The sequence below is a fragment of the Mycobacterium montefiorense genome (assembly GCF_003112775.1).
GTDB classification, from domain to species: Bacteria; Actinomycetota; Actinomycetes; order Mycobacteriales; family Mycobacteriaceae; genus Mycobacterium; species Mycobacterium montefiorense.
Window position 1 is genome coordinate 227,867 of sequence record NZ_BFCH01000048.1, and the last position, 18,079, is coordinate 245,945.

An 18,079-nucleotide genomic window follows, 5' to 3' on the forward strand; every position below is an offset into this window, starting at 1 on the left:
GGACGAGCTGGTCTTCCTGACATACTCGCCGCTGGTGCGGGCTCGGCGGCGACATGACTGTGTTCGAGTGCCGCCCTCCTCAGCGGGCCGTGCGGGCCCGCATCGTCACGCGACTAGGCTGATCGAACGTGTCCGAAGCTGCTGGCGATGTAGAGCTGCTGACGTCGGCTGCTGTGGCCCTGAATCGGCATGCCGGGGTGCTGCGCGAGGTCGGCGGACTGTTCGCGGACGCCGGGCACCAGCTGTATCTCGTCGGCGGTCCGGTGCGCGACGCACTGTTGGGCCGCCCGAGCGGGGATCTGGACTTCGCCACCGACGCGCGCCCCGAACAGGTGCAGCAGATCGTGCGGGGGTGGGCCGACGCGGTCTGGGATACCGGGATCGAGTTCGGCACCGTGGGTGTCGGCAAGGACGACTATCGCCTGGAAATCACTACGTTCCGTGCGGACCGCTATGACCAGGTGTCACGCAATCCCGAGGTGCAGTTCGGCGAGCATCTCGACGACGACTTGGTGCGCCGGGACTTCACCGTGAACGCGATGGCCGTGCGGATCACGTCGACCGGGCCCGGCGAATTCCTCGATCCCCTAGGCGGTTTGGCGGCGCTGCGGGCACGCATGCTGGACACCCCGGCCGCGCCGTCGGTGTCCTTCGGCGACGACCCGTTGCGGATGCTGCGCGCCGCGCGATTTGTCTCGCAGCTCGGATTCACCGTCGCCCCGCGGGTGCGGACGGCGATCGAGGAGATGGCTCCGCAGCTGGGCCGGATCAGCGCCGAGCGGATAGCCGCCGAGCTGGACAAGCTGCTCCTTGGCGCGGACCCGGTCGCCGGCATCGACGTGCTGGTGCAGACCGGTATGGGTGAGGTGGTGCTGCCGGAGGTTGGCACCATGCAGATGGCGATCGACGAACACCACCAGCATAAGGACGTGTACCAGCACTCGCTGACCGTGTTGCGCCAGGCGATCGGCCTCGAAGATGACGGCCCGGACCTGGTGCTGCGCTGGGCGGCGCTGCTGCACGACATCGGTAAGCCCGACACCAGACGCCACGAACCCAACGGCGGTGTGAGCTTCCATCACCATGAGGTCGTCGGCGCCAAGATGGTTCGCAAGCGGCTGCGCGCGCTCAAGTACTCCAAACAGATGGTCGACGACATCTCCCACTTGGTGTATCTGCACCTGCGATTCCACGGTTATGGCGACGGGAAGTGGACCGACTCGGCGGTGCGCCGCTACGTCACCGACGCCGGGCCACTGCTACCTCAGCTGCACAAGCTGGTGCGTGCCGACTGCACGACGCGCAACAAGCGGCGGGCCGCCCGGCTGCAGGCCAACTACGACCGCCTCGAGGCACGCATCGCCGAGCTGGCCGCCCAGGAAGATCTGGCGCGGGTGCGTCCCGACCTGGACGGGAACCGGATCATGGCGCTGCTCGACATCCCGGCGGGGCCGCAGGTCGGTGAGGCGTGGCGCTTCTTGAAGGAGCTGCGGCTGGACCGCGGACCGCTGACCGACGAGGAAGCCACCGCGGAGCTGCTGGCCTGGTGGCAGTCCCGGGGGAACGGTTAGCGATGCCCGCGCGTCCGAACCCGTATGGATTACTGCCTATCTAGTGATAGCGGTGCGGCCGCCATCTGGCACGGCCAACCCGACCTCGACCTTGACCATGACGGCCGGCTCGAATCAATCGGGCTGGATTTCGACCACGACGGACTGCGCGACGACGCATTGGCGGATCTCGACGGCGACGGCGTCGTCGATCACGCGGTGCTCGATCTCGACAACGACGGCACACCCGAGGCGTACTTCACCGACGACGGGTCGGGGACCTGGGCCGTCGCTGTGGACCGGGTCGGGGGACTGCGCTGGTACTCACTCGACGGCGTCGAGCACACCGGCGGTCCGCTGGTCGACTTCGACGGGCAGGGCCGCCCGGATGATCGACTGCTGGACAGCGACGGCAACGGGGTGGCCGACCGGGTGCTGTGCGCAGATCCGAACGGCGTGACCGGCTATGTCGATTCCGACGGCGACGGCCGCTGGGATGTCCGATTATCCGATACCGACGGCGATGGCTCAGCCGACGGCGCCAGCACCCTTTGACATGGTGTTTTGTGGCATTCGGGAATGGGTAAATCAACGCCTGTGCAGCGGGCAATAGAACTGAAGTGACAGACCCCGATCCCTGTCTACACTCTTACCCATATCCAGGTCGGGGAGCCTACGGAAATCAAGGGAGAAACACATGGCGGGGACAACGGTCGTCACACCGGAACTACTACGGAGTTCAAAGCAACGGATTGAATCGCGATTGCAAGAAGCCGCCGCAATCGCCAATCAATATCTGAGCGGCCACGAGAACATCGTCAGCGCCACCGGATGGGCCGGCCAAGCCGGCTCGACGTCGCTGAACACGGCAGGCCAAATTCAGCACGACCTGCAGCAGATCATGACCGGCGGTAACCGATTAGCGCACGGCCTCGGCCAGTCGGCAACGCTGATGGAGCACCACGAAGCCGATTCAGCGCACAGCCTCAACGGCGTGTTTGGCGGAGTTCAGTCCACCTAAGCCGGCATTGCAGCCAATCCCAAAAGCGTATTCAGGTAAGGAACTACCAACATGTCAGAGCAGATTGTTTACAACCACGCCGCGGTCGGCGGCCTCTCGGGTGACATCGCAACGCAGGCCGCGCAATTGATGGAAATTCACGACGACGTTCTTCACATCACTCAGTCGTTGGCGGAGTTTTTCCAGGGGCACGGTGCCACGGCCTTTTTCGAGGCACAACAGCAAATGCTGCACGGGTTGCAGGACATGATCCAGACCGTCAGCCTGCACGGGCACACCGTAAACACGGTGCACGACAACGCCATCAATACGGATAACCAAATTGGCGGCTTCTTTCTGTAGTCCCGGCTTTGCGGGGCGCACCAGAGCGTGCGCCCCGCTCTTGGCTTTAAGGGAAGACCGTGTTAACCACATCTCTTGACGGCCTGTGGGTCCTTCAGGTCCTCACCGGCATCGAGGTCTTAGCCCCCGAGATGGGGCTGCGACCCCACTTGCCCAGCGTCGAGCCCAAGCACAAGGCGCTGGACCACCCCGTGGCCGCGGAACTGCGGGCTGCGGGGGCTATCGACGAAACGGACTCTGTCGACGGCACGATCGTTGAGTGGCTGACTGTGCTGTCGCGCCGCGATATCGCGCTGCTGGTGCACTTCCGGCTGCCCAATGACGACGAAACGACGCGAGCGCTGCTCGCCAGGTTCGCGCATTGGTGGGTCGCCATCGAACGGTCGGGAGACCTCGTCCGGATTAGTGGCGCGGGCATCACGAGCAACGAGGGCACGGCCACCGCCGCCCTCAACTCTCAGATCGAGCGTCTTTGCGGCGCAATCGATCCCGCGCCGTTGCGTCCTGTCACGCTGGATGCGGATGCTATGCGAGCAGCTGCCACCGACGAGGGATCGTTGCACGAATTCCTGGGCAAGCAAGGGCTCGATGCCGATCAGGTGCACCTGCTGAAACTGGCCACCGATCCCGCCCGATCGGCTCAGGCTTCGATCGTCGCGATGCAGTCCGGGGTGGACAGCGGCGGCCCCACCCGGACCTACATCGAACCGGGGGCGGTGACGATCATCGATACACCCGAAGGACGGCTGGTGGCCGAACACGTATCTTCAGGCGCGAAGAAGTGGATGATCATCGCGCCGGGGACCAAGAACAACATTGGGTCTGCGATCAACCATATGGTGCGGCGGCTACCTGCCGACCAAGAATGGCATTCATACCGAAAAGTCGTGTAGTCGAAAGGTAGTGCGAAAATGATAGCATCGGCATCGTGACAAATCCGTGGACGGGCTCATCTAATTCTCCGGAACAAGGCGGGCCGACTCGGCGAGAAGCGCCTGCCGCGCGCTACCAAAACCAAGATTCGGTATCGGGAACTTTGCGCATTTCCGATATGGTTGCGCCGCGCAAAATTCCACCCGGGGGTGGTTGGCGCAAATTTCTCTATCAGTTGTCAGGCCATGCAATTAATTTCGGCGAATCGCCTTCCGAAAGGCATTACCGGGAATTGCAGGAGCGGATACGGCGCCATATCCGGAAGCAGTACGTCGTCGGAGTCATCTCCGGCAAGGGTGGTGTCGGCAAGACGACGATGACGGCTTGCATCGGCGCGGTGTTCCGGGAATGCCGGCCCGAGAATGTGGTCGCGATCGACGCAGCCCCCGGCTTTGGCACGCTGGCCGGCCGAATCGACGAATCCCCGCCGGGCGACTACTCCGCGGTGCTCAACGACACCGACGTTCAGGGCTACGCGGACATCCGGGAACACTTGGGGCAGAACAGTCTTGGCCTCGACGTGCTGGCCGGCAACCGAGCGTCGGACCAGCCGCGGCCGCTGGTTGCCTCGATGTTCTCCGGAGTGCTGTCGCGGCTGCGCCGCACCCACACCGTCATCGTGGTGGATACCTCTGACGACCTCGAGCACCCCGTGATGAAGGCTGTGCTCGACGCATGCGACACGCTGGTGTTCGTCTCCGGCCTGACGGCCGACACCTCGTTGCCGGTGACTCGTGCGATCGACTTGCTGCGCTCGATGGGCTATCACGAGCTGGTGTCCCGCAGCATGGTCATCCTGAACGATAGCCGCGATAAATACGATGCTGAGGCGCGTACCTATCTCACCGAGCGTTTCGCGCAATCAGGTGCGACAGTCGAGTTCATGCCGTACGACCCGTTCCTCGCTAAAGGCGGGATAATTGATACCCGGCATGAGCTGAAGAAGAAAACTCGTCTGCGCATATTCGAAATCACCGCGGCTTTGGCTGACAAATACATTCCAGATGCCGACAGGCCGCGCTAATGGCCCCGTACCAGGGTAAGGTTTCGTTTCCAGCCCGATGTGCGGTTGCAGTCGTATGTGGCGAACACCTGGTCTCGCAGGTGTACCCTGCCTCGGTGCCGATCGAGGCTTTTATCGACAACGTTGTGGAATTGCTCAATGAGGAACTCAAACGCCGGGGGTTCGCCGGACTCGAGCCCGGTGTCGGGTACGAACTCCACAAGGCCAACGGGGTCCGGTTGGACGTCACCAAGACGTTTGACGAACTCGGCGTCGAAGACGGCGCGACGCTCACGCTGGTTCCCGTGGTCGAGGGTGAATCGTTCGAGCCGCAGTACGAGTCGTTGTCCACCGGCCTGGCCAGGGTCGGGAAGTCGTTGTTCGAACCGGTAACCCTGCGAACCGCTGCCCGCACCGCGCTGGTCATTCTGGCAATGGTCTCGCTGACGTTACTGGGACTGGCTGTCCGCCAACGCTTCTCGACCGACTCCTTGATGCCCACCATCGTGACCGGTGTGGCCGGTCTGCTGATCGCCGGTGGCGCGGCCACGGTGTGGCGATGGTGGCCGGGCCGCGCCGACATGGTCGACGGGCTCGGCTGGATCGCGTTGCCGTTGCTCACGGTGAGCCTTGCGGGCGGGGCTCCCGGCCGCCTAGGGGCCGCGCATGTGTTCATCGCTGCCCTGGCCGGTGCCGTGCTGACATGCGGAATCGCTGCTGCCACCGGGCGTCACGCCAATGTGGCAGCGACCGCGGTGACCGTACTCGGCTTGGCCGGCGCGGCAGCCGCCGCCCGGATGTGGTGGCCGGTGCCCGCGCAATGGCTGGGGATGTGCACCCTGGTCGCCCTGCTACTGCTGCTGACCATGTCCCCGACGATCGCGTTGTGGGTCGCGCGGATCCGGCCGCCGTACTTCGGGTCGATTACCGGGCGCGATCTGTTCCGCCGTAGCGCGGGTCTACCCGCCGACGCGGTATCGCCCGTCGAAGAGGGCGCCGACGAGGAAGCAAATTCGGACACCACGCCGCGCGGTGCGCAGATCGCACTGGCCGCCATTCACGCCAACAACGTCCTGACGGGAATCTGCGTCGGAGCCGGGCTGATGCTTCCTGTCGCGGTGTGGGCCACCCTGGTGCCAGGCCAGGAACGGAGCGTTCCGGCCGCTGCACTCGCCACACTTTTCGTTCTGATCTTCATCAGCCGCGGGCGGGCGTTCGCCGACAAACGGCAGGCGATCGCGCTGGTTTGCGGCGCCGCCGCGGCACTGTGCGCCGGTGTCGTCAAATACGTTGTGCACGAACCGACTCCGTCGGGCTACAGCGTGCTGTGCGGCACCCTGGTGCTGGCTGGCTTTGGCGGGGCGGGTCTACTGGCCGCGCTGCTGGTGCCGATTACCAGGTTCACTCCGCTGGTGCGGATGACCGCCGAATGGGTGGAAATAGCAGCGATTATCGCGGCCCTGCCGCTGGCCGCATGGATCGGCGGATTGTTCACCTGGGTGCGCATGCGATGACCCAGATGGCTCTCACCGCTCGCGCATTGACCCAGCGGGTCGCCGCCACTGCACTGACGAGCCTACTGGTCGCTTTGATCGCGGGTGCTCCTGCGGCACAGGCGATTCCACCTCCGGTGGTCGATCCCGGACGGGTACCGGCCGACGGCAAGCCGGCTTCGGATCAGCCGATGCGGCAGAGCTTTGCATGCGCGCGAACGATTACCGTCGCCGATCCGAACGTCGCCCTGCCCGCGCCCGGCTTCACGATGCTCAACCTCAGCAAGGCCTGGCAGTACTCGACCGGCAACGGAGTCCCGGTCGCGGTCATCGACACCGGTATCAATCCCAGCCGGCGGCTGCCGGTGGTGCCGGGTGGCGATTACATCATGGGCGGTGACGGTCTCACTGACTGCGACGCGCACGGCACCGTCGTGGCGTCGCTGATTGGTGCTGCGCCACAGGGAATTCCGATGCCCGCACCAATGCCGAGCGCCCCGGCGTTCCCCCCGCCGGCAGGCCCGCCGGCAACCGATGCCGGTGCACCGCCGCCCGGCGGCCCACCACCACCACCCGCACCGCCGCCACCGCCCTCACCGGTGACGATCACGCAGACCGTGGCGCCGCCGCCACCACCGCCGCCCGACGTGCCGTCGAATGGGCCGGGAGACCCGGCGCCCGGCCAGCCCGACGACCCCGAGGTGCCGCCGCCGCCCCCGGGCGCCCCCGACGGTGTCGCCGGAGTCGCGCCCCACGCGGTCATCATTTCGATCCGCCAGTCCTCGCGGGCCTTCGAACCGGTGAATCCCGGCGCCGGCGACTTTGAGGGGCGCAAGAAGGCCGGCACCATCGCGACTCTGGCCAGAGCCATCGTGCATGCCGCGAACATCGGTGCCAAGGTGATCAATATCAGTGTGACTGCGTGTGTTTCGGCCGCTGACCCACTGGATCAGGGCGCCATCGGCGCCGCTGTCTGGTATGCGGCCACAGTCAAGGACGCCGTCATCGTTGCCGCGGCGGGCAACGACAGCGAAGACGGCTGCGCGCAGAACCCGTCGTTTGATCCGCTCAACGCTTCCGATCCACGCGACTGGCACCAAGTCAAGACAGTCTCGTCGCCGTCCTGGTTCTCTGATTACGTCTTGTCGGTGGGTGCGGTCGACAACACCGGTGCACCGATCAACAAGAGCTTGGCGGGACCGTGGGTGGCCGCAGCGGCACCAGGCGTCGGAATCATGGGACTCTCCCCGGAATCCGGGGGACCGGCGAATGCCTACCCGCCGATCCGCCCGGGCGAGAAGAACATGCCGTTCTGGGGAACCAGCTTTTCCGCGGCGTACGTCAGCGGGGTGGCCGCGCTGGTGCGAGCCAAATATCCGGCGCTGTCCGCCCACCAGATCATCAATCGGATTCTGCAGACCGCACACAATCCACCACGCGGAGTCGACAACCAGGTCGGTTACGGCGTTGTCGATCCAGTCGCGGCATTGACCTTCGATGTGCCCGCAGGCGAACGACTTCCCCCCGCGGCCGCCGGCCGCATCGTCCACCCGGTCCCGCCACCGCCGCCGCCGGACCACCGTGCCCGCACGGTGGCGCTGGTATTCGCCGGCGTGGTGCTGGCCGCCATCGGGGTGGTCTCTCTGATCGTTCGAGCGCGGCGCGAGCGATGACCGCCGGGACGAAGCTGACCATCATCGCCGCCATCTTCGTGGCCGCCGTCGGAGGTTGGGCAGTCGGCGGATACCCCGGTACGGCAGCAGGTTTGGTGCTCGGAATTACGGTCGGCGTTATCCGGTGGCGAGGCCAGCCGTTGTGGTCCTGGCTGGTGCTGTGGCTGCGGCGTCGTCGCCCGATCTGGTGGAGCGAGCCGCTGACCGTCGCCAATGATCGTGCCGGCGGTGGTATCCGGTACCAGGATGGCGTCGCGGCGGCCGCGGTCCAGCTGCTCGGGAAGGCGCATACGCCAACGCTGTTCACCGGATCGACCGCCACCTACACCGCCAACGCCTTCGACGTCACCGAGCTGCTGGGATTGCTGCACCAGAGCCTCGGCCTCACCTTGGAATCGCTCAGTGTCGTCACGGCCGGGGCACGCCGGCGCAACACCGGTGACTACCCGCGGGTGTACGACACGTTGATCGGCACACCGCCCTATGCCGGTCAGCGCGAGACTTGGCTCATCGTCCGGATCTCGGCCCTGGACAATGTCGAGGCGCTGCGCGGGCGCACCTCGGTCGGTAGCGCGACGCTTGCGGCCGCCCAGCGAATCAGCGCGGCCCTGCGCCAGCACGGCATCCACGCCAAGGTGGCGACAGCCACCGACATCGTCGAGATGGAGCGGAGATTGGGCCGCTCCGCACTGGATGTCTCCGGTAGGCGGTGGCGGTCGGTGCGCGGCGACAGCGGTTGGTTGACGACCTATTGGTACCGGGCCGCCGACATCACGTCGGAGAAGTTGGCGCAAGCGTGGTCGGCGCGGGTCGATGGGATCACGCAGAACGTCACGCTTTACAGCGACGGCACCGCTACGGCCACGGTGACCGTGCGCAGCGCACAACCACCGACGGCCTCGTTGAGCATGCGGTTGCGGACCTTGCGGGGCGAGCAGGCGCACGCCGTCGCGGCCAATCTGTGCGGTCCGCTGCCGCTGCTGCGCGGAATCCGGCGCGGTGTCCTGCACGGGCCGCTCGTCGTCCCGATCGGACCGTCGGGTGTGCTGCTCGGCAAGGTCACCGGCGGGAATCGGATGCTGTTGCCGCTCGACGACGCGGGCGAGTTCAGCCGGGTGCACATCGCCGCGGAGGACGCGCTGGCCAAGCGATTCATCATCCGCTTGGCCGGTGCTGGCGAGCGCATCACGGTGCACACTCGAAACATGCAGCGGTGGGCCAGTGTTCGGATGCCGGACATCGCCGTGACCGATCAGGCGAAGCCGGTGTCGGGCACCACGGTCAGTGTCGTCGACGGCAGCATGTCGCCGGCTCCGCGACCGAACGCCCTGATTTCTGTCGGAGGACCGGCCGAGCCGTACCGGGGGACCGCCAATGTGCTGATCACCCAGACGGGCCCCGCGACGGTTGATGCGACGACGGACGGCCAGCTGCACGCGGTGGAAGTGGAATTGTTCCGCGCCGAGAACAGGTACGTATCGTCGGAACCGATGGCTTTGCGAACCCCGGATCTTGAAGCGGTGGACACCTCATGACCAGCAGCACCACGCCGGCCGCCGCGCGCAAGTATTTCGATACGGCGATGGCGCTACTCGACAGCGATGTCGCCGGAGCGGCGGCGCGGTTCCAGGAAGCAACCGAAGTCGACCCGTCGATGGCCGATGCCTGGCTGGGCCGGATCGCCGCGGGTGACGAGGCGTTGTCCACCGTCGAGCAGCTCTACACCTACGGGATCCGGCTGCATCGGGAGACCAACCGGATAGGCGCACGGTTGTCGGCGCCGATCAAAGCCGGCCCCTATCTGTCGATTTCGGTGACCGAGGCCTCGCATGCGGGCCTGGCGCTGGCGAGCGCTCTAATCGACGATCGCCAGTACGAGAAAGCCGAAGCGCTGCTTGCGGATTCGACGCTGCTGGACACCTGGGAGAACCACCAGTGGAAGCAGTACATCGAGTCCTATCTGATGTTCGCCACGCAACGCTGGCCGGACGTCATCGCGGTGGCGGCGGCGACCCTGCCGCCCCAGGCCATCATCATGTCGGCGGTCACCGCGGCCACCTGCACGCTGGCGGCACATGCCGCGGCGCATCTGGGTCAGGCGAGGGTCGCGCTGGAGTGGACCGACCGGGTCGAGTTGCGTGCCGGATTCGGTGGGCCGACCGAGACGCGGCGTTCCCATCTCGAAACCGCCATCACCGCAGTCGATCCCACCGACTTCCCGCTGATCGCCGCCGATCTTGCCTACGTGCGCGGGATGGCGCACCGCCAGCTGGGAGACGAACCCAAGGCGCAGATCTGGTTGTCCAAAGCGACGATCAACGGCGCCTTGATCGAGCCGGCCAAGCAAGCGCTGGCCGACCCGGCGCTGCAGTTGGTGGTCACCGACGAGGATGCCATCAGTTCCCGCTCAAATAAGTGGGATGTGACCACCGAGGTATCCGAGCAGCAGCGGCAGGAGGAGGAGCACCAAGAGCGCCGCATTGAACTCCTGCAGGAGGGGCGCGCGTTGCTCGACAACCAAGTTGGGCTGGCCGACGTCAAACGCGCGGTCGCTGAACTGGAAGACCAGATCGAGGTCCGTGCACTGCGTCTGGCGGCGGGCCTGCCGGTGGCCAATCAGACCAATCACATGCTGTTGGTCGGACCGCCCGGCACCGGTAAGACCACCACCGCCGAGGCGCTCGGAAAGATCTACGCCGGGTTGGGCATCGTTCGCCATCCAGAGATCGTCGAAGTCAAGCGGGCCGATTTCTGCGGCGAGCACATCGGTGCGTCGGGACCGAAAACCAACGAGCTGATAGACCGATCGCTGGGCCGCATCCTGTTCATGGATGAGGCCCTTGTCGCGCAAGCCGAGACGATCACGTACAGCGTGGATTTGGGGGATATTCGCGCCGTGGCAAATTCCGACGGCAAGTTGATCGAGCTGACGCTGCACCCGGGTGTGATGACCGGTTACGCGCACGCAGCGCTGGCAGACAGGTTAAACCTCGCGATCGCGGCGCTTCGCGCGGAGGCAGAGGCCGAGAATCGGGCGAGGTACGGCGACGAGCTGCACTGATGTCGGTGTCGATGCAGCACCCTGCATCGACCGCCGAAGGGAGTAATGACCGTGCCACTCAATCTGTCCAACCGCGACCAGAATTCGGGGCACCTGTTCTACAACCGGCGGCTGCGCGCCGCGATCACCCGCTTTTCGGTCCGGATGAGGCACGACGACCGTAAACAGCAAGCGGCCGTGGCGCTGTCGATCGTGCTGGTCGTCATCGGCATCGGGTGGATGGCGCTACTGCATGTCATGAAGCCCTCGGGGTTGGTCGGCCAGTCGTCGATCGTCGGCGATCGTGACACCGGTGCGGTCTACGCGAAGATCAACGGGCGGCTCTACCCCGCGCTCAACTTGACCTCGGCTCGATTGGCGGTCGGCAGCGCCGGCTCTCCGACTTGGGTCAAAGCCAGCGAGATCGCCAAGTATCCGACCGGCCCGATCATCGGAATTCCAGGTGCGCCGGACAGCTTGCCGGTCACGGCGAGCGCCGAATCGGCGTGGTCGGTCTGCGACGCTGCGGCCGCCCGCGGCAGCGGAACCCTTCCGGTGGTGACCTCTATTGCCGGCCGGCTCTCCCCCATCGGGCGCTCGGAGCCGATGAGCCCGAAGCAGGCCATCCTGGCAACCCACAAGGGCGCAACATATGTGATCTGGCGAGGCCAACGGTCCCGTATCGACCCAGCGGACCGATCGGTGACATTCAACCTCGGACTCGACCCCGGGGTGACCTATCCGATCGAAATCTCCAACGCCCTGTTCGACGCTATGCCTTCGACGGAACCCCTTGTTTTGCCTGCGATTCCGGGCCGTGGGGCGCCGTCGCGCTGGGTGCCGGGCTCGATTGTGGGCAGGGTGCTGCAGACCCGTGACGCCAGCGGCACCGTCAACGGCTTCTATGTGCTGCTGCCGGACGGCGTGCAGAAGATCACCAGCTTCGTCGCGGACCTGTTGCGGACCGCGGATTCAGAGGGCTCGACGACGCCTACCCCTGATCGCGCCCGACAAACTGATTCAAATCCCGGTGGTCGATGTGCTCGACGTCGACTATTATCCGTCGGAGAAGCTGGATTTCGTTGACACCGCCGCGAATCCGGCAACCTGCGTGGGATGGCAGAAGCAAACGGGCGATCCGCAAGCCAGGATCACGATCTTCACCGGCCGAGGGTTACCGGTTTCGATCGGCATGGATTCCCGCCTGGTTCGGCTGGTTCGCGACGACCGCGACCCTAATTCCGCTGAGGCACAACAGACATTGGTGTTGCCCGGGGCGGCGAACTTCGTGACGACCACTAGCGGTGTCGCCACGGCCGACAGCCGGGAAAGCTTGTATTGGCTTTCACCGCAAGGTGTTCGATACGGCATCCAATCAGATCACGCGACCATGCAGGCACTGGGGCTGGATCCACGGCTGGCGGTGCAGGCACCCTGGCCGATCGTGCGTACCTTTGCGGCGGGGCCCGCGATTGGGCGCGACGCCGCCTTGGTGGCGCGCGACGCCGTGACCGGAGGTGTTGCGGTGGCGCCGATTCCCGATCTCAACGAACTGGCAGGTGGGGGTTAAGCAGCGATGTCCAAGCGAGGTTTCGTCCGCGGCCGCCGCAAGCCGGCGCCGAGTGTTCCGCCGGTGCGCATCGCGGTCGCCGCACCGTTGGCATTGCCTGAGCGTGAACCCCGCAACATCTTGCTGATGATCGCGGTACCCGCCTTGCTCGTCGGAATCATCGGCACGCTGGTGGTGATGTACGCGTCGGGGATTCGGTCACTGCAGTCGGGGTTCTTTCCGATGATCGGTCTGGTCGGGTTCGGCACGCTGATGTTCAGCGGGCGCTTGGGGCGCGGGCGCCGAATCAGTTGGGGCGAGCAAGAAAAGCAGCGCCGCAGCCAGCTCTTTGTACACGGCGATCCGCAGAAGCTGGACACCGTCATCGGTGGGCCGCGGATGTGGGAACGGCGCCCCGCCGACCCGGACTTCCTCGACGTCCGCCTCGGGATCGGCGTCCAGCAAGCGAGCGAATCGGCGGTTTCGCTGCAGTGGCCCGACGTTCCGATCGGTGAAGAGCTCGAGCCCGTAACCGGCGGCGCGCTTAGGGATTTCATCCTCGAGCAGAGCAAGATCCGGGGTATCGGTAAGGTCCTGAGCCTACGAGGCAAGCCCGGGTTCAGCTTCATCGGTGACGATCCGAGCGAACTCCACAGCCTGGCCCGTTCGATACTGTGCTCGCTGGCCGTCTACCACAGCTCCAGCGATCTCAAGGTCATGGTGGTGACGCGCCATCCCGAGTTGTGGTCGTGGATAGTGTGGTTGCCGCACAACCAGCACGACGAGATGTTTGACGCGTGCGGGCTGCGCCGGCTGGTGTTCACCTCCCCCACTGAGCTGGAGGAGGCGCTCGACGCCGAGCTGCACCGCAAGGGCCGGGGGCCATGGACGCCACCGGTCGGAATGAGCCCGACGTCGATGCCGTCACCGATCGAGTCCAGCACCGGCCTGGCGCTGGGGCCGCACTGGGTGATCGTCGACGACAACGTCGGCACCCCCGAGCAGTGGGAGGGCGTGACCGGCCAGAAAGGCATGGCCGGCATCACCGTGTTACGCCTGGCGTCCCGCGCGAGCGTGGGTGTCGGATTCGCCGACGACAGTGAGCGTTTCAGTCTGCGCGAAGGCAGGCTCGTGCACCGTGGCACGTTCTACGCCGTGGCGGACATGCTCGCCGAGAGCACCGCCAACAGGTACGCACGAGCACTCGCCCGCTGGTCCCCGATGAGCGCCGGTGAACTTTCGGAGACCGACAGCCAGGGTGGCGAATTGCTGCGCGCGCTGGGTGTCAGCGATCCACGGGAACTAGACGTCGACAGACTCTGGGGTGATAGCCGTGGCCGCGGCGACCACAAATGGGCGATGATGCCCGTGGGCGTCAAGCAAGGTGGTGAGCTGCAGAACGTCATATTGCGCGCCAAGGACTTTGGCGGTTTCGGGTTTCACTCTGTGGTGATCGGGACATCCGGTTCCGGTAAGTCGGAATACTTCCTGTCGTTGTGCACCGGTATCGCGTTGACGCACTCCCCTGAGACGTTCATCGTGATCTTTGTCGACATGAAGTTCGAGTCGGCAGCCCAGGATCTGCAGGGATTCCCCCACGTCGCGGGGTCACTGTCCAACCTTGGCAAGGATGACCGGCACCTAGCCGAGCGGATGCGCAAGGCAGTCAATGGCGAGATCGCGCGGCGGTACCGGCTTTTCAACGCGGCCGGTGCGCGCGACGCCAACGAATATGAGGAAACGCGGCTCGCCGGGCGGGATCTGGAACCGGTACCGATTCTGTTGGTGATCATCGACGAATACCTCGAGCTGTTCATCCACCACCCGGAATGGATCGATCTGGTCATCCACATCGGGCAGGAGGGCCGCGGCTGCAATGTCTTCTTCACGCTCGGCGGTCAGCGACTGGACCTGTCGTCACTCAGTAAAGTCAAAAGCAACATAGCTTTTCGAGTGGCACTACGCGCCGAGACGGCGGAGGATTCGCGCGATGTGATCGGTAGTGACGCGGCGTTGCATCTGCCGTCGAAGGAGAACGGCTACGCGCTGCTCAAGGTGGGGCCACGCGACTTAGAGTAGTTCCGCTGCTTTTACGTGTCCGCTCCGTTCGTGGTGCCCAAGCGGGTCGTCAACGTGAACAAGACGGTGGACGTCAGCTTTTCGCAGCCGCGATCATTGACCTGGGCTTACCAGCCGCTGAGCGAAGCGGATAGCGAAGCCCTGGCCGTCGCCGATGAACCCGATGAGCCCGACGAGTTCCTCTTCCACTCCGACGGTTTCCGGAAGAAGAAGTTGGTCGACGTCATCCGCGAGTCGCTGATGGCGCACAGCGCGCGACCGCCTCACCAAATCTGGCTTCCGCCTTTGGAAGTCAGCGAGCCGATGGACGCGCTGGTGGCCAGCTGGCGGCGTAAGCCGTGGTATGTCGACTATGGGCAGAACCCCGGCCTGGTGTTCCCAGTAGGCGTTGTCGACATCCCCGAAGACCACGCCCAACGGGTGTACACCATCGACGCAGAGATGGATAACATCATGGTGGTCGCGACGGCTCAGCGCGGAAAATCGACGACCCTGATGTCGTTGATCACCTCGGCTGCGTTGATGTACCGGCCCGAACGCGTCACATTCTTTTGCATCGGGGCGTCGCTGTACCCGGTCGAAGAGTTGCCGCACGTGGCGTCCGTGGTCAGCCAAACGGACAACGAGGGTGTCTCGCGGACCGTCGCGTCGATCGAGGGCCTGATCCTGGCGCGGGAGGCGGCGTTCAAGCAATACCAAATCGACATCTCCGAATTCCGCGAACGCAGGTTCGGCACCGAGCGGGAAGGCGGAACCGATCCCGCCGACAAGTTCGGTGATGTCTTCCTCGTGGTCGACAACTTCAGCGACCTGTACGACAAGGACTCCCCGATGGGAGATCGCCTGGTCACGATCGCCCGCCAGGGCCTGTCCTACGGGGTTCACATCGCGACCACCGCCACTGCGTGGCTGGTCGGCCAGAAGCAGGCGCTGGTCAACGTGTCGAACGCGCGAATTCAGCTGCGGCTGAGCAATCCCGACGAAACCCAGATGGGCGAAGGCCTCGAGCGCCGAAAAGCCGCGCGCAACACACTGGACCGGCCGGGTTTCGGCGTCACCCGGGAGGGCCACGAGCTGCTGGTCGGAGTGCCCGAGATTACCTCGGCCACCGGCGAACGGGTGACGACGCGGCAGCTCGGCGCGGTCATTGCCGACGTGACTGGCGTCGGCCGGCTGGAGAAGCTGGCGCGGCTGCCCGAATGCATCGAGCTGGCCCAGGTCATCGCCGCGTTCGCGGAGACCGACGTCGCGTCGGACCCGTTCAACGTTCCCTTCGCCATTGGCGAAAGTGCTTTGCAGCCAACATATTTGCCGACCCGGGCGGTGCCCAACATGTTGGTACTGGGCCGCCAGTTGTGCGGGAAGACCACGACCCTGGCTGCCTTCGGGCAGGCGGTCATGAGCCGGTTTACTCCCGAGCAGGCGCAGATCACCATCATCGATCCCAAGACGTCGCTGATCGGGAAGATTCGCGGACCGCATGTGCGCGCGTACGCCTATACGGCCGACGATATCGATGCCGTGATCGAGGAATTGACGGCAATGATGCGCGACCGTCTTCCCCCGTCAGGACTGAGCCAGGAGGAGTTGCTGAGCCGGAGCACCTGGGACGGGCCACACCATTTCCTGTTGGTCGACGACGAGCAGGAACTGCGTCCGCACGGCGCGATCGGAAAGGCGGCGGCCAGTGCGCCGTTATGGGGACTGATCGAACGCAGTCGCGAGATTGGCCTGCACGTGATTGCTTCGCGCTTGCCCGGAAACTGGGCGGGTATCTCCGTGACCAATCCATTCCTGCAAAAGATGACCAGTTCGCGGGCGCCCACCTTATTTATGGACAACGACCCGGCGACGGTAAAGGTGTTCGGCAGGGTGGGCGCTCAGCAATTGCCGCCGGGGCGCGGTTTGCTCGTCACCACGGACGGAGCGATCGAAGGTGTGCTGGTAGGAACGCCGGAGTAGGCCAGTCCGTGATGGTCGGCCAGGGCATCAGAAAAGGTGAATCGACACCCGCCAGCGGCGACCATAGAATCAGGCCATTCCGCGTGTTCGGCGGGCACAACTTGCCTGGTGGGGAGCCAGCCAAAGGGGGTATACCCCTACGGATGAATCCGGGCATTGAGAAATACATTGAGAAATACGGAGGGCAAAATGGCTGGGATATTTGGAATGGTGCCTGGCGCCGTTGACTTGTCGGCGGTCACAGAAGGCGCGGTCAGCGAGCAGATGGCGGCCACCACCGCGGCCGGCGCGGCTGCGCTGACCGGCGTGCTGCCGATGGCTCCGGATGCCGATTCCGTGGAATTCGCCGCGGCGCTGAACGCTGCGGGTGGCGCCTACATAGCGACCGCGTCCGAGCACGCCGGTCAGCGGTCCGCCTTCTCGGGCGCGCAAGGCCTTGCTTCTGTCACTAACGTCACCGCCGATGAACTCGGCGCGGGCCTCAGCGCGATTTAACCGAAGATGCCCGATCCCAGGTGGACAGGTCCGCCCGAGATCGTCGCCGCGATCTTTGAGGCGGGCAACCCGGCGTCGGTGATCGCCAATAACGCGGTCTGGGTCACCGAGACCACGACGAAGGAACTGGCGGCCGGCCTTTCCAGCGTCAACTCCCTGGCCACGGCCGCGCAGTGGCAGGGCGTGGGCGCACTCGCGTCGATGGTCACCTCGACCGGTCTCAATGCCGGATTGCACACGCTGGTGGGCTGGACCGCGGAGAAGATCGGGGTCACGACGGCCGCCGTCGAGGCCTTCATGATTGCGAGATCGTCGGTCATCCCGTCAGTGGTGTCGACGACCAACCGGATCGAATGGTGGGGACTGTTCCACACAAACTTCTTCGGGCAGAACACCCCCGTGATGGGTGAGCGCGACGGCGAGTACTACGGCGAACACTGGCCGCACAATTCGAGCATCGGCTGGACCTACTCGGGTGCGCTGGCCGCGCTCGTTGTGGCGCTGGCCGTTCCCCCGCCGATCGCACCGATGGGTGCCTCACCTGCCGCCCCGGCGGCGGCGGCCTCGGCTGTGGCACAGGCGGGCGCGCAGGGCGGCATGAACGGCGCGATGCAGCTAGGTAGCCAGGCAACGCAGGGTGCCGGGCAGGCAGCGGCCGCACCCGCCGAGGGCGGCAGCCAGCTCAGTTCCCTCATGCAGGCCCCGATGCAAATGATCTCCGGCGTGACCGAACCGCTCCAGCAGGCGGTCAAGGCACCGATGGATGCACTCCAGGGGATGGCCAGCATGCCGCAGGGGCTGCTCCAGTCGATGACGAGCGCCTTTTCCTCGGCCGGTGGTGGCAATGCCGGAGCGGCCGGCGCCGCCGCCGAGCCGTTTCTGGCCGGGGCAACCGGTCCCTTGGGCGGGGCAGCTGGCGGCGGGGGCGTGGGCATGGGT

The 18,079-nt window shown here is 65.3% G+C and carries 12 protein-coding genes and 2 pseudogenes; all 14 read left to right on the forward strand.

Annotated features, from left to right (window positions below; all coding sequences use genetic code 11):
* The first annotated feature begins 128 nt into the window (after nucleotides 1–128).
* A complete protein-coding gene (locus DB708_RS26950; protein WP_108926496.1) occupies nucleotides 129–1,571 on the forward strand; it encodes a CCA tRNA nucleotidyltransferase in 1,443 nt (480 codons plus the stop codon).
* A gap of 24 nt (nucleotides 1,572–1,595) precedes the next feature.
* Nucleotides 1,596–2,105 carry a pullulanase gene (locus DB708_RS26955; RefSeq protein WP_108926497.1) on the forward strand — a complete coding sequence of 170 codons (510 nt, stop codon included), beginning with the start codon at nucleotides 1,596–1,598 and terminating at the stop codon, nucleotides 2,103–2,105.
* A 142-nt stretch (nucleotides 2,106–2,247) separates the two neighbouring features.
* Nucleotides 2,248–2,571 (forward strand): WXG100 family type VII secretion target, encoded by a 324-nt coding sequence (locus DB708_RS26960; RefSeq protein WP_108926498.1) that lies wholly within the window; start codon nucleotides 2,248–2,250, stop codon nucleotides 2,569–2,571.
* A gap of 51 nt (nucleotides 2,572–2,622) precedes the next feature.
* Nucleotides 2,623–2,913, forward strand: coding sequence for a WXG100 family type VII secretion target (locus DB708_RS26965; protein WP_108926499.1), 291 nt, complete (start codon nucleotides 2,623–2,625; stop codon nucleotides 2,911–2,913).
* 59 nt (nucleotides 2,914–2,972) lie between these two features.
* Nucleotides 2,973–3,806 (forward strand): ESX secretion-associated protein EspG, encoded by an 834-nt coding sequence (locus DB708_RS26970; RefSeq protein ID WP_108926500.1) that lies wholly within the window; start codon nucleotides 2,973–2,975, stop codon nucleotides 3,804–3,806.
* Nucleotides 3,807–3,841: 35 nt separating this feature from the next.
* A complete protein-coding gene (locus DB708_RS26975) occupies nucleotides 3,842–4,870 on the forward strand; it encodes a MinD/ParA family ATP-binding protein (RefSeq protein WP_235616964.1) in 1,029 nt (342 codons plus the stop codon).
* On the forward strand, nucleotides 4,870–6,363 hold the full coding sequence (gene eccD, locus DB708_RS26980) for a type VII secretion integral membrane protein EccD (protein ID WP_108926502.1): 1,494 nt from the start codon (nucleotides 4,870–4,872) through the stop codon (nucleotides 6,361–6,363). The genes DB708_RS26975 and eccD overlap by 1 nt, the downstream gene beginning before the upstream one ends.
* A gap of 5 nt (nucleotides 6,364–6,368) precedes the next feature.
* Entirely contained in the window at nucleotides 6,369–8,015 is a 1,647-nt protein-coding gene (gene mycP / locus DB708_RS26985) for a type VII secretion-associated serine protease mycosin (RefSeq protein ID WP_108926530.1), read from the forward strand.
* Entirely contained in the window at nucleotides 8,012–9,550 is a 1,539-nt protein-coding gene (eccE, locus tag DB708_RS26990) for a type VII secretion protein EccE (RefSeq protein WP_108926503.1), read from the forward strand. Before mycP ends, eccE begins: the two co-directional genes overlap by 4 nt.
* The gene (locus DB708_RS27475; RefSeq protein ID WP_108926504.1) at nucleotides 9,547–11,076 is read left to right on the forward strand and encodes a DUF2710 family protein; all 1,530 of its coding nucleotides are present in this window, start codon (nucleotides 9,547–9,549) and stop codon (nucleotides 11,074–11,076) included. Before eccE ends, DB708_RS27475 begins: the two co-directional genes overlap by 4 nt.
* A gap of 51 nt (nucleotides 11,077–11,127) precedes the next feature.
* Nucleotides 11,128–12,625 (forward strand): annotated as a pseudogene (eccB, locus tag DB708_RS27000) (type VII secretion protein EccB).
* Nucleotides 12,626–12,631: 6 nt separating this feature from the next.
* Nucleotides 12,632–16,645, forward strand: a pseudogene (eccCa, locus tag DB708_RS27005) (type VII secretion protein EccCa).
* Between the two features lie 189 nt (nucleotides 16,646–16,834).
* Nucleotides 16,835–17,140 carry a PE family protein gene (locus DB708_RS27010; RefSeq protein WP_235616965.1) on the forward strand — a complete coding sequence of 102 codons (306 nt, stop codon included), beginning with the start codon at nucleotides 16,835–16,837 and terminating at the stop codon, nucleotides 17,138–17,140.
* Nucleotides 17,141–17,146: 6 nt separating this feature from the next.
* Nucleotides 17,147–18,079 (forward strand): PPE domain-containing protein (locus DB708_RS27015; RefSeq protein ID WP_108926506.1); only part of this gene is annotated, 933 nt, incomplete at its 3' end.